The sequence below is a fragment of the Acinetobacter sp. LipI_23 genome, from assembly GCF_058243045.1.
This window is the reverse complement of sequence record NZ_JBZAYJ010000001.1, coordinates 1,620,343-1,636,474: the sequence shown is the minus strand read 5'-3', so window position 1 is coordinate 1,636,474 and position 16,132 is coordinate 1,620,343. Positions and strand designations below refer to the sequence as shown.

Sequence of the window (16,132 nt, the reverse complement as noted above, 5' to 3'; positions counted from 1 at the left end):
ATGCAGGGAAGAATGTAGATCCTTAATACTAACGGAAAATTATTTTACTGAATTTTCATGTAAAGACTCATTTAATTGATCAATCACTGTCGTCCATTCACCATCAGAGTGTAGTTTTTCTTCTAAAAAATGACGTTGAGCATCAGTCCAAAAAATTGCTTGTGTTAAAAAAACATCTCCAGCTAGCTGATGGCTCTCTATGAATTTTGCAATTGCTTCTTCAGTAGAAGCTAAACCAAGCTGTTCAAATAATTTGGTCATTCTTGGACGTGTTTGAGTCATGTGCTTAGCCCACAAATTTATATTAGATCAAATTAAACATAACATGTTTATATTTAAACTAAAATATAAAAAATTAAATAGCTACTATTTTCTTAGACAAAATGATTACTACATTTCATAAATCAACCACCTACATAATTTGTTTGTTATGACATGGTTCCGTTAATTAGACCACTCAATTCAGTTTTATAAATGATAAATCCGCTCTAAATATTTAAATTATGCTGCCATTACTTTTAGTAAATGTTGATCATAAAATTCATCCGGTGTTGCCTTATTCAAACTTGAATGAGGACGTATCATGTTATAAAAATCCAAATATTCAGCAATTGATTGTTTCGCTTGTTTAACCGTATCGTAAGCCTTCAAATAGACTTCCTCATGCTTCACGCTGCGCCATAAACGCTCAATCATCACATTATCCATCCATCGTCCTTTCCCATCCATACTGATACGGATATTTCGCAATTTTAACTCATTCAAAAATGCCTCGCTTGTGAATTGACTGCCTTGGTCTGTATTAAACACCTCAGGACAACCATATTTCACAATTGCTTCTTGCAACGCATCTATGCAAAAGTCTGTTTCCATACTGATCGATACTCGATGAGCCAGTACTTTACGACTATGCCAATCTATAATTGCACACAGATAGACAAAGCCTTTAGCCATAGGAATGTACGTGATATCTGTACACCAGACTTGATTAGAGTGATCGATGACCATGTTTTTCAACAGATATGGGAAAATACGGTGTGCAAGATTAGGCTTACTGGTATTGGGTTTTGGATACAAGGCATGTATTCCCATCAAGCGCATTAAACGTCGGACTTTACGCCGACCTATTTGATGTCCTTGACGCTGTAGCATATCTCGTATCATTCGACTGCCCATAAAGGGGTAGTCGAGATGAATTTCATCGATTAGACGCATCCAACTCAAATCAGTTGATGAAATCTCTTTGGGCTTGTAATACAACGTACTGCGATTGATTTGAATCAATTGCGATTGTTGTCGTACCGAAAGTTGATGGGTCTTATCGATCATTTTTTGCCGCTCAGCTGCCCTATTTTTCTGAGCGCACCTTCTAAAAAATCAATTTGCAATGCCTGATGTCCTATCTTGGCATGTAGAGCTTTGAGGTCAATCTCTGGTTCTTGTTGTGCTGTTGGTCGTGAAAAAATATTGACTGATTGCTCAAGCAGTTGATTTTTCCAATCGATGATTTGGTTTTGATGTAAATCGAATTGAGTAGAAAGTTCAGCGAGTGTGTGGTCGCCTTTAATTGCTGCGAGAGCAACTTTAACTTTAAACTCTGCTGAATGATTACGACGTTTTCTTCGTGTCATGGTTGACTCCAAAAACAAGCATTTCCCATGCTTATTGGGGAGTAGATTATCACTTATAGGCGTGGTCTAAAATCCTAGAACCACATCAGTTAAATGATCATTATTTTTCAATAAGATTACCATAGTTAAAGATTTTAAAATTTAAAAATGACAAAAATGTAATTTTGAAGTCATCGCTATGTTTCTGTCTCTCACTAATAATTGAAATATAAGAGGAGATGATGTGGTCTCATTAAATATAGATTTTATAAAGTCATCTCTAATGAACTAACGAATCAAGAGGAAACGTAAATGAAATTATTTCAAAATAAAATGACTGCTCTACGTAATGTTGTAGTAGCTGCAACGATGATTGTGGCTACTACAACTACGTTCGCTCATGTGAGTTTAGTGAGTGCGATTCCTGCGGAAAATGCATCTATCCTTAGTCAACCAAAGAACTTGACCCTTAACTTTGGTGCAGAGGTTATGTTGATGAATATTAAGTTACTGGATGCTCAGCGAAGAGATGTTCCTTTAAAATATAAAGTTACTCATGACTTAAAGAAATCCTTTGATGTCGCTCTTCCGAAACTGAAAAAAGGTAAATATACCGTTGTCTGGACAACAATGGGGAAAGATGGTCACAACATGAATGGTGAATATAGTTTCACTATCAAATCAACTAAATAAGAATTGATTACCTTTCAACATGTCAGTGAGGTGCTGGCATGTTGTTCTAGAATGGACAAAAATAATGATTTCTGAATATTGGATGTGGGCCACTTGGTTAACTAAGGTTATTTTATATTTAAGTGTAGCTTTTGTCGTTGGTGGAGCCTTTTGCTATTTTTTACTTAGACAATATCTTGAACTAAAAGAATCGATTCTTAAATATATTACAATTGGCGCTGGATTAGGCCTAATTTCCAGTACCTTGGGATTTTTTATTCTGATTGGTAGTTTTGCCAATACTGGTATTACAGGTATGGTGGACCCCACGTATATTAATATATTGGTTAATACTCCGACGGGGTATATATACGTTCTTCGTTCTATTAGTTTTGCTCTTTTACTTCTTCTCATGGTGGTTAAACTTAACAGGAACAAAGGTCATTTTTCTATAATTGAAAGTTCAATATTTTGTATTTTACTTATCCCGATTATTTTTAGTTTTTCCCAGCTCGGACATGTCGCTAATTTAACCTTACTTGCTCAAATTTTATTATCAATCCATATTCTAGTTATGTCGTTATGGATGGGGTCTTTATATCCGTTATGGAAAACCAGCCGGGAAATAAGTGGTTTACCTTTAAAAGATCGCATGCATGTATTTGGACGTATTGCTGCTTTCATTGTTGGGATATTAATCGCCTGTGGCGCTAGTGTAGCTCTTCTTTTAATTAAAGATTTTAATACCTTAATCAATACTGCATATGGCTATGGTTTCATGGTTAAAATGTTTTTTGTTATAAGTATTCTACTTTTAGCTGCCTTCAACAAATGGTATTTCACCCCGCGTCTTCAACATCCTAAATTCGCTAAACACCTTAGTCATGCCATTTTATTTGAGATGTTATTAGGTCTATCAATTCTATTAACAACAGGCTATATAACCACTGTCGTGGGTATTGAATAAGAGAATTTCAAAATAAGGGAATTGAGGAAATTTAACATTACTGCATTTATCTTTTGTAGCTGAGCAATAAAGTTTCTACTGGACTGTCAACTTACGACAATCAGAACAGTAAAATCGCATCATGAGGCATTATACATAAAGGTAGTCACCGGTTTTTAGCTTATCTTCAACCCATAACGGTCTCATCTATTCAGTTCACTACCATTGATTGAAATAACTAATCTTATAAATTTCAGAGTGATCGTAGATGACAAAAATGTCATTTTAAAGTCACATTAATGTTGGTTAAGTACTTTTACTGTAGTCAGTAGAACACTCTTCTTTGGAATACTCTGAAGAAAACTGTAAGGTTGTAAACAGACCAAGTTACAGCGAGTAACTGATTCAGAAAAAGGCTGGTTGTATGGTGAAAGTTTAGAGTTACTGTTCTAATGTTTTAAACAAATGTTTTGTTAAAAAGGAGCAACATATGAAATTTCACATCGCTAATATGACTTGTGGTGGTTGTGCACGCGGCATTACTACCGCAATTAAAGAGCTCGACTCGAATGCTTCACTCGATATTGATTTACAAAACCGTATCGTTGAAATCAACACAACAGTGAGTCAGGATAAAGTCATTGCAACTCTCAGTGAGCGTGGATTTACAGCTGATCCTGCTTAATCTCTGTTAGAGTAACAGTGGGAATTCCTTACCACTTTTACTCTCTCTTATTTTCCTCATCGTACAGATAAAATCTGTACTTGCTTGCAATAAAAGTAGCCCCTGAATTCCCCATAATCTTGGTTCGAGCTGATCTTCGCATATAGAACTCAGCATATCTAAATGATAGAGATCGTATATGAGTACCGAAATGACTGATACGCCACACTACAGTGAAACATTAGAGATTGAGGGGATGACATGTGCTTCTTGTGTAGGCCGTGTGGAAAAAGCTTTAAAATCTGTTGAGGGTGTTGAATCGGCTCATGTAAATCTGGCTACCGAAAAAGCAGTCATTTATGCGCATCAACCACTTGATCGCGCTACTTTAATTAAAGCCGTAGAAAAAGCAGGCTACGAAGTGGAAGCGCTGCAACCAATAGAGCTTACGATTGAGGGTATGTCATGTGCTTCTTGTGTAGGTCGAGTAGAAAAGGCCTTAAAATCTGTTGAGGGTGTGGAATCAGCTCATGTAAATCTGGCTACTGAAAAAGCGACTATTCAGGCAAGCTCATCTGTCACTCGTGACTCGTTAATTCAGGCCGTCACCAAAGCAGGGTTTGAAGCAAAGTCAGTTCATCAAACTACGGAAAGCTTTCAAGATAAAAAAAATATTGAATTAGAAAAACTTAAAAAAGATTTAATTTTGTCAGTCTTATTGACTCTACCCGTTTTTATTTTAGAAATGGGATCACACCTGATTCCCGCCTTTCATACGTTTATGATGGATAACATTGGCCAACAAAATAGCTGGTTAATGCAATTTTTCTTGACCACAGTAGCATTAATTTTTCCAGGCCGACGCTTCTTTAAAAAGGGCATCCCAAGTTTATTCCGCTTAGCACCAGACATGAATTCCTTGGTGGCTGTAGGAACATTGGCTGCTTATCTTTATTCAGTGGTTGCTACTTTCTTTCCAAGTGTCCTGCCACAAGGCACGGTCAATGTTTATTATGAAGCTGCAGCGGTTATAATCACTTTAATTCTATTAGGTAGATTTTTTGAAGCCAAGGCAAAAGGCCGAACGTCTTTAGCAATTCAACATCTAGTTGGAATGCAGCCTAAAGTTGCCAGAATACAGCTCAATAATCAGGTGATAGAAGTTCCGATTGCCGAAGTTCAAACAGGAACGATTGTAGAGATTAGACCAGGCGAGCGTATCCCTGTCGATGGTGAAGTTATTCACGGCCAAAGTTTTATTGATGAATCCATGATTACTGGCGAGCCTATGTCCGTTGAAAAAACGATAGGCTCTACTGTGGTAGGAGGAACAATTAACCAAAGTGGCAGCTTAAATATCAAAGCCACCTCTGTTGGTAGTTCATCAGTGCTTTCTCAAATCATCCGAATGGTTGAACAGGCACAGGGTTCCAAGCTGCCTATTCAGGCATTGGTTGATAAAATTACCATGTGGTTTGTACCTGTAGTAATGGGTCTCTCTCTTTTAACTTTTATTACTTGGTTTATCTTCGGCCCTGAGCCAGCCCTAACGTTTAGCTTAGTTAATGCAGTTGCGGTACTCATTATTGCATGTCCTTGTGCAATGAGACTTGCAACGCCTACATCAATCATGGTGGGAACTGGGCGTGGTGCTGAAATGGGTGTTTTATTCCGTAAAGGGGAAGCTTTGCAGCTGCTCAAAGAAACTAAAGTGGTTGCTGTTGATAAAACAGGGACCCTGACTGAAGGGAAACCAATTTTAACCGATCTGCATGTCTTAGAAGGGTTTGAATACAATGCCGTACTTTCACTTATGGCAGCCGTTGAATCAAAGTCTGAGCATCCTATTGCTCGAGCAATTGTACAAGCCGCTATAGATAAGGAATTAATCCTGTCTCCTGTTGCTGATTTCAAGTCAGTCACGGGCTATGGAATAGAAGCAACGGTGTCTGAACATTTGGTTCATATTGGTGCAGATCGATATATGGAAAAACTAGGTTTGAATCCTAATGTTTTTTCTCAATTTTCGGATCGTTTGGGAGAAGAAGGAAAAACCCCTCTCTATGTTGCGATTGACCAGAAACTTGCTGCCATTATTGCTGTAGCAGATCCAATTAAAGAATCAACATTTGCTGCAATTGAAGCGTTACATCAGTTAGGTTTAAAGGTTGCCATGATTACAGGTGATAACCGTCATACAGCTCAAGCGATTGCAAAAAAACTAGGTATTGATGAGGTTATTGCAGAAGTCTTACCAGAAGGTAAAATAGAGGCCGTTAAAAAATTAAAAAATCAATATGGTAAACTCGCATATGTTGGAGATGGCATTAATGATGCCCCTGCACTTGCAGAAGCAGATATTGGTTTAGCAATAGGTACAGGTACAGACGTAGCTATTGAAGCTGCTGATGTGGTTTTGATGTCTGGCAACCTGAAAGGAGTGCCAAATGCTATCGCTTTAAGCAAAGCGACTATAACCAATATTCGTGAAAATTTATTTTGGGCATTTGTTTACAATGCAGCTCTGATTCCTATTGCAGCAGGTGTACTTTATCCGCAATTTGGACTGCTACTTTCTCCTGTATTTGCTGCTGGTGCAATGGCTCTCTCGTCAATATTTGTACTAGGAAATGCTTTACGATTAAAACGTTTTAAAGCCCCCCTTGCAATTATTTAAGTTTAAATAAAAAAACCTGCAGATTCGATGCAGGTTTTTTTTAGAGATAATCAATCGCGTCTTATTTGGCTTTACGCTCTTTTTCAATCAGGTAATTCACCACCTGAATTACTTTGGCATCATTGCCCTGCACAATATATTTACCATTCACGGTCACCGCTGGTACACCGCTTAACTGATATTGAGCAGTCAAATTTTTTGCCTGAGCAATTTTTGACGAAATCGGGAATGATTTATAAGTCGTGTTAAATTTCTCTTCAGAAATACCATAACGGGTATAGAACTTGGCCAATTGTGCCTGTTCTAAAATTGGACGCTGCTTGTCATGAATATCATGGAATAACTGTAAATGTGCTTTTTGACGCACACCCAGGGCTTCTGAAACATAATAAGCACGTGCAGCCTGTTCCCAAAGCGGGTTCATTGCAGCAGGTGTACGTACAAAACGGATATCTTTGGGTAATTTTTTCAACCAGTCCTGCATATGCGGTTCCAACGTGAAACAGTGACCACAGCCATACCAGAAGAATTCACGTACCTCAATTTTGCCCGGTTTTTCGACTTTGACTGGTTTTGCGACCACCTGATAGTCCTGACCTGCCACAAAATTGGCCATAGCACTACCTGAAAAGGCCAAAACAGATGCGGCAACAGCTCCTAAAAGGAATTTTTTCATTGGGATTATCGTCCTCTAAATCATTATGCTTAGTGTATGGGTTCACTATAAATCAATTATGCCGGTTCCGTTTTCATGCTGCGAACTTTTGTGCTATCAGAACCGCTACATTAAAGTATGCGACTGATTTTAAGTCAGTTAATATGGCCATTCGACCGCTATGTGTTTTTAGATAATCACAAAAGTTAAACTTTGAGTAATAAAAACGGTTATAATTTCTACGATTAAAACGTAGTGGTCAAACCTACAGTAAATATTAACTTCTTACTATTCTCTTCAGTAACAGCCGCGTGGCTCTGAGAATGATCTTCTGACATACAATAGTTTCCTTATTCTATTTACGATTAGCTGAGAGACTTGAGTAAGCCTCAATATTTCTGCTAAAAATTGCTTACTATAATTGGTCAAGAAGCTTTCTTTTCATTTATCCACCGGGACAATATTGGTAATAAAACCAACATAAGAAGGGTTGATGAGATAATCCCTCCAATAACCACATTTGCTAGTGGGCACTTTACTTTTTTCTCCAATTCCAATGCCTCCCTAACTAATTAGAGAGTTTTAAGCATTATTACATGAATCTTTCCAGTACTATTGTTGCAAATATACTAAGTTGCATATTTATTCCTGCCTATGTATAGGAGCATATGTAACCCTAAAGTTTAAAATAGTCTTTTCGGATTATTTAAAAATGGTAAAGAATAAATTAAAAACAATAAATATATTTATCATTCGATTTAAAAAAATTAATTAATCTTAGTTACACCATACTAAAAATAACTAATTTTTAGTTTTCCTAGTTATATGTGCTTCATTATAATTTTGAATTAATTCTCTTCACACCCTTTGCTTTTTTCATTGTTAATTATTTCTAAATTTTTCTCTAAGAAACGAAGTCCCCCATCAGCAAAACTACTGGTTGAAAAAACTATAGTAAAAATAACTAAAACAATCTTCATATATATATTAGACTTCCTTCATAAATCATTTTTCAATCAATTTAATTGTTTATCTTTCACCCAATCTAAATTGTATATGCCAGCAAGTAAATTAAACCGCAGGTTTAATCTTTTACGACGATTTCTATATACACAAGATAAAATCTTAAAACATTTCATCCTTCCAAATACATGCTCTACTTGAATTCGTCTACGACCAATCTCTCTATTTAACTTTTTTAATTCAGAATCTAGTTTTTCAGTTTTCTTTGCTTTAGATGGCATGAGGCATCCAAAACCCAATTTCTTTATCCCTAAATACCCCTTATCAACGATAAAAAAGGGCTTAAATTTTAATTTCCTCATGCTTTTTTTAAATATTTTAAAATCATGCATGCTTCCATGACTTCCACATACACTCAGTATTTCACCTGTTGTATAGTGCATAGATAGCTGAAATTTAAAGGTATGTCGCTTTTTTTTACCGCTATACCATTTCTTCTGTTTTTTTTGGACGTTGAACTAATATTTCAGTTGCATCAATCACAACAACTTCCCAATCCACTTCATCTCGATTAGGAAGTTGTTTTGGCAAGTTAAATTTTCCAGAACCGATTAAGGTATCTTCAATAACACGTGTGATACGAATTGCACTCGTTTCAGATACACCGTAACTCATACCAAGATGGAAAAATGTTCGATATTCTCTCCAATATTCTATACATAAGAGCAAACGATCTTCCAACGGTAATTTATGCGGTCGTCCTTTACCAATATGACCAGGTAAATGCTTATTTAGCTCGGCCAACATGAGGTTAAATGTAGCCCAACTAACACCGGTAAGCCTACGAAACTTAACGTCTGATAATTTTTGAATATCTTTGAATTTCATCCAAGGATTATCTCTTGAATTAAATAATTTTGCTGATTAATTTAAGATCAAATAAATTGTGCGTTTTTTGATTTATGACGGAAGTCTATTATTGAATCTAATCATATCTTGGACCAAAAAATAATTTCTTCATATACTAATTCCTAGATATATACACCTAAATGACAACCAAATTACAAATTTGTAATTTGGTTAAGGTTTGTCCTAAAAAAAATAAATTAATACTATTTTAACAAAGATAAGTCGTTGCTGAAAAATTTGAATTGTAAGGGATTTAATTATTGCTAAATCAAAAATTTATAGGCCGGAAACTTTGTGATTCTTTGCTTTCTGCACTTATTATTTAATCAATGTTTCACGATTTTCATCGTGAAACTAAGTCTATTCGCAAATTTCAATGAGTTACTCACTGTCTTTTAAATAGCGGTATACCGCCTGGCGACTAATTCCAAATGCCTGGCCTAATGCCATTTTTGAAGGGTACTTCCCCTCCTTCCATGCCTGCCGTAAAGCTTCAGCTTGGTCGGGTTTTAATTTATGTACCCGGCCTTTGTACTTTCCTTGAGTAGAGGCTAGTTTAATTCCTTCCTTTTGCCGTTCTAAAATGATCTCACGTTCGAACTGTGCAAAAGCACCCATCAGTTGCAGCATCAAATTATCCATCGGGGTGGATTGGGCCGTAAAAGTAATATTTTCTTTTACAAACTGGATGGCAATCCCTCGTTTGACCAGTTTATCCACTTCAGTCACCAAATCTTTTAAGCTTCGCGCAAAACGATCCATGGAATGTACTATCACCCGGTCTCCTTCCCGGACATAATTCAACATTTCCTGAAATTTCGGTCGGTCGGTATTTTTACCTGAAGCACGGTCAACAAAAATCCGGTCGACTTCAATTCCCTCAAGTTGACGTCCCGTATTTTGCTCGACCGAACTCACTCGCACATAGCCTACTTTTTGGCCTTTCACTTTTTACGCCCCAATTGGATAAAAATGAACAATTTCGTAAATTATAAATCTTTAATACCAAAGTTACATGTTACTTATGATTAAAAAACATTTAAATGGTACATATTTTTAAGAACTTTTAAAATGTAATTTTAGGGTATAGTCTAAAGTAACAGAATGAATATTCTGCCCCCGATAGAAACAGCCGTACTCAGGGGGGAGATTTTTTTGATGTGCAGGTGCCGACCCTTACCAGAAGGCACTGTTGAAAATAACCACGAATCGTAAGCTGAATACTCTTTTAGCTAAAGGAGCAGCATATGAATTCTTTCCATAAAATTTAGGCTTGTATACCCAGAAAAATGTGGAACTTCTTAGGTTTCATACATGAGGATTTTGATAGGCTCACTGACTATTTTAAATTGTGTGCCTTAACTCTCTGTTCTAAAAGGCTATTCAGAATTTTTAGACTGTTTATTTTGAACATTCTTTTTACTCTGTGGTGGCGATGCCGTAATTGGACCTTGCAAGATGCATGGTCGTGTATGGGCGATGTCCAGAAAGAATTTGACTCAAAACTATTTTAGTTGGGAAGGAATGCTAAAAATTGGAGATTGATACATCTCATCGTTTGTTTAAATATTTTTTGATTAAATTTTCCCTTTAAAAATTCCATTTTTTTTAATGTCTTAACTTGTATTTAATATAGAAGATCCCCATAACAACAAAAGCACTACAGGAATACAACAATATGGCGAATCCACAAAAACACTATGCTAAGTTCCACACAAATATTCGATTAGGTCGTTATGACGAAGAAAGTACATTACGTGAAAAACGTGACCTTTTGATTAGCACCTTAAAAGATGAACTCAAAAAGGATCCAAATGGTCCTCAATTTGTTGAATACTTTAATCAAGGTAGTTATGCCTTGGGCACAGGGATTAAGCCTAAGAATGGAGATTATGATATTGATGTAGGAGTTTTATTAGATTGTGACAAAGAGGAATATGGCTCAGTAGAAATTAAAAAAATTGTTAGAGATGCTTTAACTCATTCAAATAGAACTGTAACGATCAAACGACCTTGCGTAACTGTCACTTATCTCAAAAATGGTAGTCCCGATTATCATGTAGATCTGCCCATCTACGCTGAAGACGACAAAGGCAATATGTATCTAGCTCGAGGTAAGGAATTCTCCTCTGAAGACCTTAAGACTTGGGATATTTCAAATCCTACTGAACTTACCGATACAATTTTGGGAAAATTTGAAGATGATTCAGATTTACGTCATCAGTTTAGACGATGTACTCGCTACTTGAAACAATGGCGAAATGAGAAAGGTCTAGATTTTTTTAAGAGTATTGCTATCACTACAGCTGTATATGAGCATATAACAGCTGAAGATTATGAGAATGATAATAAGGTATTACTTTCTATAGTAAATAATGTATTAGATCAATTCACTACCTTTGGCATTGATCCAGAAAATAACGAGTATTACTTCAGACTCGTAATTAATTTACCTGCACATCAAGGTGTAGACTTACTCGAAAAATTGACCCGAAAACAAATGGAGCACTTAAAATCAAAACTTGAAGATTTAAAATCATCTTTAGAAGCTGTAAATGAGGAAACTGATACAGTAGAAGCTTGCAAAATTTTAAATAAAACTTTTGGAAGTCAATTCCCTATCCCTGAAATACAAGAAGTGTCCGAACCAGTAGTACAAACTTATTACACTCAAGAAGGAAAATCTGCTTAGGAAAACTCAATGTTTTTTGATAACCCAAAGTTAGACAATATTGAAAAGCTATTAAGTGAACATGGAGCTCAAAATATCCATGTCACTTCTATTACTAAGGATTGGGTTAATCTAAAATTTGATTTTCTCATTAATACACAACAGGTTTGCCTTGGTCTAATTTTTCAAAATAGAGCTAATTGGACGATACCTCCCATTTTTAGAATATTGACACGACCAATGTCTGCCTTAGATCATGTGAGTCAAAGTGGGGAAATTTGTACTACGGATCATCAAGGTGAAAACTTTGAAGGCTATAGACATAAAGAACTTATTACTGAATTCTTTGAAAGGGCTATAGATATACTCAAGCAATCTTTTATTAATTTTCAATTAAACAACCGAGTAAGCTTGTATAACGAACTAGAAGGATATTTAGGCAGCACTCAAAATATAAATGAGGATGTAATATTACATTGCGACCCTACTTCTACATTTAATTTATATGGTTGGTTAAGAAAATCATCAAAAGGGAATCATCAAATATTAGAGCATATTGATGATGGCGATAGTTCTTACATAAACCACAACCAGCTCACAAAAGTAAAAATTCATAAGATATTATTAGAAGATGCTTCTGTTTTCCCCATACCAGATATAGGAGATTATTTTAATGAGGACTATTTTCTAAAAATTGTTAATACCCTCTCTAATGAGAACAAACGATCTTTGTTAAAACAAGGCAATCATTATGCCCTAGTGGGAATTCCAAATGAACATGGATTTGCTTATGTGATTTTTTATTATGCCATTTGGTATTCTTTCAAAGAAAAAGTATCCTTCAAAGGCTTTAAAGTCTCTTTAACACAAAGAGCGTGGATAGATTATTTATTAAATAGAACGGGGCAAGAGAAAAAAACAAGACATATAGCGATTATCGGATGTGGGGCTTTAGGCTCAAAGATTGCAGAGATATTAGCTCAAACAGGCGTAAATAAATTTTCTTTCATAGATCCAGAGCTTTTAAAAACAGATAATATTTATCGTCATTCTTTAGGTTTGCAGTATGTTAATACCTATAAATCTACTTCTTTAGCTAATAAGTTTTTAATAGAAAGGCCCGGATTAACTATTTTTCCATTCGTAAGCCATGGTGAAAGCTGGATAAAATCAAAAATTACTGAAGATATTGATACTATCATCATAGCAATTGGCCATACTCCTACTGAGATTTCTCTCGTAAAAACTATTTATGAAATAAGTGCAAACATTCAAGTAATAATAGGCTGGTTAGAACCTTATGATTTAGGTGGACATTTTATTTCTTTCAATAATAAATATGTAGGATGTTTAAACTGCTTATATTTTGATGAAAAATCAAATAAAAGTCTTACCCCTATGTATAAATATGTACAATCTGGACAGCTAATTGCTAAAAATATTACAGGGTGTGCTGGTGCATTTACCCCCTTCTCTTCTTTAAATTGCATGAAGCTAGCAAGCTATATTTCTGAATATGTCCTGAATCAACAATTAGGATTTGTTTCTATTTCTGGCGACAATCAGAATGCAAATAAAAATGGAATAATTACTACCCCTTTTTATAATTCAGTAAATAATTCAAATGGAATTAATATATTGAATTTAAAAGAAATTTATAAAGAAGTATGCCCATGTTGCAATACATAACTCAATGGAGGATTAAATGTGACACACCTACAGGCCAAGTCTTTATTATTCAAGCAAATGTTTTAAAGAGTTTAAAGCAATTTATACAATTAGAATCAGATTCTCCAGAATCGGGTGGCATTCTAATTGGAAGAACAGACATAGAAACTAAAGCTAAAATCATTGAAAGCTTTACCTCTCCTATGGAAGGAGACTGTCAAACACGTATGTCTTTCTTTAGGTCAAAGTCCCACCAATATGCTTTAATACAAGCTTGGAACGAATCTAAAAAATTCTATAATTTTCAAGGCCTATGGCATACACATCCTGAAGATGTACCAACACCCTCTCCAACCGATTTAAGGGATATAGATACTGTTCTAAATGGCATTACCAATCTTAATGACCCAGTTTTATATTTAATAATCGGAAGAGTAAAAACTGGAATCTGGATTGGTAGAAAAAATTTTAAAATCAAACTGTTAGGTTATATTGAGTTAAATTGAAAATGCAACTAGACCCATCCCTAAGTTTACAGACTTCTTTATCAGCAATAGATGATTTATCAAATGCAAATAAATATATAGAAGAAATTTTAAAGCATATTTGTATAGATTCATTAGGTGTATTAGTTGATGAAGAACGTAAAAATATAATTTTTGTCTTATTGAAAAATAAAAGCCCTGAAAGTTTTTTCCGTATAATTCTCAATTATGATGATACTTTAACTTTTGTCCGAAGATTGCTTGCCAAAAAAATTTCCATTTATGCACGCTTTCTTCAAGGTCACATAATTGATGCCCACACTCTACATGATTTTGAAAAGTTAAAAGAAACATGGAATTTAACCTCCTCTCAAGAGAGCGAAGTTAAAGATGTAGATTTTGTTCCTAGAAAGATTCCTAAACAAAAACCAAACCCTGTAAACCAATTAGAATATTTCATAAAAAGAATTTTTGATTTTGAGCATCTTACAGGTAGGGGTAACGATTTATCTGAAAAAGATAAAAACCAGATTTATCTCTCAAGTCATGGCCGATGTATGTTTAAAGGATGTGGTGCAAAATTAAACATAGATGAAATAACTGGATTTGAAGGTACATATGGCGTTTTAGCTCATAATGTTGCAGCATCAGAAAATTCTACTCGCGGTATCCCCTTCTTCTCATATCAACTATCAGATGATCCAACGAATATTTTATTATTATGTGAAAAACATCATAGGTTAATTGATAAAGTTGCTGGCGCAGAATATACAGCTTCAAGACTCTCGCAAATGAGAAGTAATTTCATAGCACAATGCGAAGATTTATTAGATTCTTTAAGCTTTACTCCTATGCCAGTGTATTTATTTTTCTGGCCCGTGAATCGCAATATTCCTCAGTCTCCTTCACGACGTGATATTGCAAGCTGCCTTCTCCCATTAAAATCTATTTTGCATAAAGATAAGACACTAATTCATGAACCATTACCAGCTCATTTAAGAGCTTCAGCTGATGAGTTCTATAAAAAGTATTTTTTAGAAGAATTTGAAGTTCAAACAGAACAATTACTTAGGGAAACTAAATTTGATGATAAGAGAGTAGCTATTTTTGGCTTCGGCCCTATGCCATGCCTAATAGCATTAGGAAGTAAATTAGGAAATAAAGGGAAATTTATACCTATGCTTATGTATAGGGATGGAAGTTGTTGGATGTGGCCTGATCTTATATGTACAACCAAAGCGTATGAAATTAATAATTTCAGTGAAATAGAAGATTGTACTGAAATTACTATTAGATTGAATCTCACTGCTGATCCAGAAACCTCTAAAAATAAGGCTGTTGAATTAGGACATCCGGTAATTAATATTACTGCTAAACCAGAATATATGGGGAATGGAGCAATAAGAAATCCTGAACGAGGACTAAGTTTCATGCAAGATATTCATGCGTTATTTCATAGTCTAACAGATAAAGGAATTACCAAAATTCATGTCTTACCATGTGCATCCAATGCTGCTTGTATATGGTTTGGACAAGCATTTGATCTGCATCATCCTGAAATGGTTATTTATGATTACTTAAATAATTCAATGGTTCCAAGACTTCAAATTCGAAATAATGGAAGCAAGAATGAAATCGCTGTAATTTAAACAGTATATTTGATAGTACTTTCATACCATTAGATTTAAATATGACATTAGTAAATGGAGTTTAGCTCTAATGGGGCTTTGTTGCATAAATATCTAAGACTATGATTTTGTTTAATTTATTTTTGGATTAAAATTTAAACAAATCCTTAAAAATCAGTATCTTGAAGAATGTTTATACAACAAAGCCACTTATCATCGGAAGAATATGCAGGCTATTCAACTCTGTGCATCAGATGAATATCACCTAAGACAACGCAATAAAATAGAAACATTATTCAGCTTATTGAAGGGGCAATACAATTTAGTGACGAGTAAAGCACGTAGTCTTCATGGATTTCTGAGTGGAATTTACGCCTCACTATGTGCATATCAATTAACCCATCGAAATAAGCCAACAATTCAAATTAAGGAATCATCGGCTTAAGCAGGATTCGGGTTACTTAAATACTTGTTCTTATATTGCTCATATGGTTAGTGAGAATGAAATCAAGACAATTTATAAGAGCTTATTAGTACTACAATTATCAAAATGATTAAGTCCATCCCTAAAATTTATAGAACAA

14 protein-coding genes and 4 pseudogenes are annotated in these 16,132 nt (G+C 35.0%); 9 read left to right on the top strand and 9 right to left on the bottom strand.

Translation table 11 applies throughout. From position 1 onward, the window contains the following. Nucleotides 1-39 precede the first annotated feature (39 nt). Both AC4CVD_RS08040 and AC4CVD_RS08035 read right to left on the bottom strand, forming a co-directional pair. Nucleotides 40-282, bottom strand: a complete 243-nt coding sequence (locus AC4CVD_RS08040; protein WP_004281876.1) for a DUF2789 family protein — start codon at nt 280-282, stop codon at nt 40-42. Nucleotides 283-501: 219 nt separating this feature from the next. Then, nucleotides 502-1,631 (bottom strand): IS3-like element ISAcsp5 family transposase gene (locus AC4CVD_RS08035; RefSeq protein WP_100607972.1). Its coding sequence is split into 2 segments (ribosomal slippage): nt 502-1,379 and nt 1,379-1,631, totalling 1,131 coding nucleotides; the frame shifts between segments, so codons are not numbered across the junction. Nucleotides 1,632-1,922: 291 nt separating this feature from the next. Between AC4CVD_RS08035 and AC4CVD_RS08030 the strand changes: the two genes are divergently transcribed. The 4 genes from AC4CVD_RS08030 to AC4CVD_RS08015 all read left to right on the top strand — a co-directional run bounded on the left by AC4CVD_RS08030 (nt 1,923) and on the right by AC4CVD_RS08015 (nt 6,569). Then, nucleotides 1,923-2,303 carry a copper resistance CopC family protein gene (locus AC4CVD_RS08030; RefSeq protein WP_004681441.1) on the top strand — a complete coding sequence of 127 codons (381 nt, stop codon included), beginning with the start codon at nt 1,923-1,925 and terminating at the stop codon, nt 2,301-2,303. 64 nt (nt 2,304-2,367) lie between these two features. Then, nucleotides 2,368-3,249 (top strand): copper resistance D family protein, encoded by an 882-nt coding sequence (locus AC4CVD_RS08025; protein ID WP_004733231.1) that lies wholly within the window; start codon nt 2,368-2,370, stop codon nt 3,247-3,249. A gap of 469 nt (nt 3,250-3,718) precedes the next feature. Further along, a complete protein-coding gene (locus AC4CVD_RS08020) occupies nt 3,719-3,913 on the top strand; it encodes a heavy-metal-associated domain-containing protein (RefSeq protein WP_004733233.1) in 195 nt (64 codons plus the stop codon). Nucleotides 3,914-4,091: 178 nt separating this feature from the next. Next, on the top strand, nt 4,092-6,569 hold the full coding sequence (locus tag AC4CVD_RS08015) for a heavy metal translocating P-type ATPase (RefSeq protein WP_490752786.1): 2,478 nt from the start codon (nt 4,092-4,094) through the stop codon (nt 6,567-6,569). A gap of 61 nt (nt 6,570-6,630) precedes the next feature. Here the strand turns inward: AC4CVD_RS08015 and AC4CVD_RS08010 are convergent, their stop codons facing one another. The 7 genes and pseudogenes from AC4CVD_RS08010 to AC4CVD_RS07980 all read right to left on the bottom strand — a co-directional run bounded on the left by AC4CVD_RS08010 (nt 6,631) and on the right by AC4CVD_RS07980 (nt 10,044). Further along, a complete protein-coding gene (locus AC4CVD_RS08010) occupies nt 6,631-7,245 on the bottom strand; it encodes a thiol:disulfide interchange protein DsbA/DsbL (protein ID WP_004668326.1) in 615 nt (204 codons plus the stop codon). 177 nt (nt 7,246-7,422) lie between these two features. After that, nucleotides 7,423-7,562, bottom strand: a pseudogene (locus AC4CVD_RS08005) (cation diffusion facilitator family transporter); the annotation flags it as partial. 87 nt (nt 7,563-7,649) lie between these two features. Continuing rightward, nucleotides 7,650-7,766, bottom strand: a pseudogene (locus AC4CVD_RS08000) (hypothetical protein); the annotation flags it as partial. A 306-nt stretch (nt 7,767-8,072) separates the two neighbouring features. Continuing rightward, a complete protein-coding gene (locus AC4CVD_RS07995; protein ID WP_265088282.1) occupies nt 8,073-8,204 on the bottom strand; it encodes a hypothetical protein in 132 nt (43 codons plus the stop codon). A 36-nt stretch (nt 8,205-8,240) separates the two neighbouring features. Next, nucleotides 8,241-8,633, bottom strand: a pseudogene (locus tag AC4CVD_RS07990) (transposase family protein); the annotation flags it as partial. 37 nt (nt 8,634-8,670) lie between these two features. Further along, a complete protein-coding gene (locus AC4CVD_RS07985; RefSeq protein WP_326942925.1) occupies nt 8,671-8,994 on the bottom strand; it encodes a helix-turn-helix domain-containing protein in 324 nt (107 codons plus the stop codon). 483 nt (nt 8,995-9,477) lie between these two features. Further along, nucleotides 9,478-10,044: a recombinase family protein gene (locus AC4CVD_RS07980; protein ID WP_183173324.1), complete on the bottom strand. Its 567-nt coding sequence runs from the start codon at nt 10,042-10,044 to the stop codon at nt 9,478-9,480. 730 nt (nt 10,045-10,774) lie between these two features. On the opposite strand from AC4CVD_RS07980, the gene AC4CVD_RS07975 reads away from it, so the two are divergent. The 5 genes and pseudogenes from AC4CVD_RS07975 to AC4CVD_RS07955 all read left to right on the top strand — a co-directional run. After that, on the top strand, nt 10,775-11,788 hold the full coding sequence (locus tag AC4CVD_RS07975; RefSeq protein WP_490752783.1) for a cyclic GMP-AMP synthase DncV-like nucleotidyltransferase: 1,014 nt from the start codon (nt 10,775-10,777) through the stop codon (nt 11,786-11,788). Nucleotides 11,789-11,797: 9 nt separating this feature from the next. Next, nucleotides 11,798-13,456, top strand: coding sequence for a ThiF family adenylyltransferase (locus tag AC4CVD_RS07970; protein WP_183173325.1), 1,659 nt, complete (start codon nt 11,798-11,800; stop codon nt 13,454-13,456). Then, nucleotides 13,441-13,941 carry a Mov34/MPN/PAD-1 family protein gene (locus AC4CVD_RS07965; protein ID WP_035270585.1) on the top strand — a complete coding sequence of 167 codons (501 nt, stop codon included), beginning with the start codon at nt 13,441-13,443 and terminating at the stop codon, nt 13,939-13,941. Before AC4CVD_RS07970 ends, AC4CVD_RS07965 begins: the two co-directional genes overlap by 16 nt. A gap of 2 nt (nt 13,942-13,943) precedes the next feature. Further along, nucleotides 13,944-15,569: an SAVED domain-containing protein gene (locus tag AC4CVD_RS07960; protein ID WP_035270587.1), complete on the top strand. Its 1,626-nt coding sequence runs from the start codon at nt 13,944-13,946 to the stop codon at nt 15,567-15,569. Between the two features lie 187 nt (nt 15,570-15,756). Further along, nucleotides 15,757-15,993: pseudogene (locus tag AC4CVD_RS07955) on the top strand (IS982 family transposase); the annotation flags it as partial. Nucleotides 15,994-16,132: the final 139 nt, after the last annotated feature.

Coding starts and splice junctions, on each gene's coding strand:
- AC4CVD_RS08040 (WP_004281876.1), bottom strand. CDS start 282: ATGACTCAAACACGTCCAAGAATGACCAAATTATTTGAACAGCTTGGT.
- AC4CVD_RS08030 (WP_004681441.1), top strand. CDS start 1,923: ATGAAATTATTTCAAAATAAAATGACTGCTCTACGTAATGTTGTAGTA.
- AC4CVD_RS08025 (WP_004733231.1), top strand. CDS start 2,368: ATGATTTCTGAATATTGGATGTGGGCCACTTGGTTAACTAAGGTTATT.
- AC4CVD_RS08020 (WP_004733233.1), top strand. CDS start 3,719: ATGAAATTTCACATCGCTAATATGACTTGTGGTGGTTGTGCACGCGGC.
- AC4CVD_RS08015 (WP_490752786.1), top strand. CDS start 4,092: ATGAGTACCGAAATGACTGATACGCCACACTACAGTGAAACATTAGAG.
- AC4CVD_RS08010 (WP_004668326.1), bottom strand. CDS start 7,245: ATGAAAAAATTCCTTTTAGGAGCTGTTGCCGCATCTGTTTTGGCCTTT.
- AC4CVD_RS07995 (WP_265088282.1), bottom strand. CDS start 8,204: ATGAAGATTGTTTTAGTTATTTTTACTATAGTTTTTTCAACCAGTAGT.
- AC4CVD_RS07985 (WP_326942925.1), bottom strand. CDS start 8,994: ATGTTGGCCGAGCTAAATAAGCATTTACCTGGTCATATTGGTAAAGGA.
- AC4CVD_RS07975 (WP_490752783.1), top strand. CDS start 10,775: ATGGCGAATCCACAAAAACACTATGCTAAGTTCCACACAAATATTCGA.
- AC4CVD_RS07970 (WP_183173325.1), top strand. CDS start 11,798: ATGTTTTTTGATAACCCAAAGTTAGACAATATTGAAAAGCTATTAAGT.
- AC4CVD_RS07965 (WP_035270585.1), top strand. CDS start 13,441: ATGTTGCAATACATAACTCAATGGAGGATTAAATGTGACACACCTACA.
- AC4CVD_RS07960 (WP_035270587.1), top strand. CDS start 13,944: ATGCAACTAGACCCATCCCTAAGTTTACAGACTTCTTTATCAGCAATA.